The sequence below is a fragment of the Bradyrhizobium sp. MI1.4 genome (genome assembly GCF_055811315.1).
Genome location: NZ_JBVVPP010000156.1, coordinates 1 through 391 on the forward strand (window position 1 = coordinate 1; position 391 = coordinate 391).

Consider the following 391-nt stretch of genomic DNA (forward strand, 5'->3'; position numbering starts at 1 on the left):
CAGTCGCTCGACAACCGCGCCAGCGACATCAACAATCTGCTCGACGGCATCGCCAACGGCGTGCAGGTGCTGCAGGCCGCCAACACCGGCATCACCTCGCTGCAGAAGCTGATCGACTCTGCGAAGTCGATCGCCAACCAGGCGCTGCAGACCACCGTCGGCTACTCCACCAAGTCCAACGTCTCCACCACGATCGCGGGTGCGACGGCTTCGGATCTGCGCGGCACGACCAGCTTCACCAGCGCTGATGCGCTGAGCAACGTGCTCTACAGCGGTGCGGCCGGCGGTGTGACCGCTGCTGCGTCCGGTACCAAGCTCGGCGGCGTCCAGGGCACGGATACCGGAACCGTCATCAACGCTGCGACGACCGGCGCGAGCCTGCTGAACGGCA

The 391-nt window shown here is 66.2% G+C and carries 1 pseudogene; it reads left to right on the forward strand.

Features of this window, described 5'->3' with window-relative positions:
* Positions 1 to 391 (forward strand): annotated as a pseudogene (locus AC0L23_RS40075) (DUF1522 domain-containing protein); the annotation flags it as partial.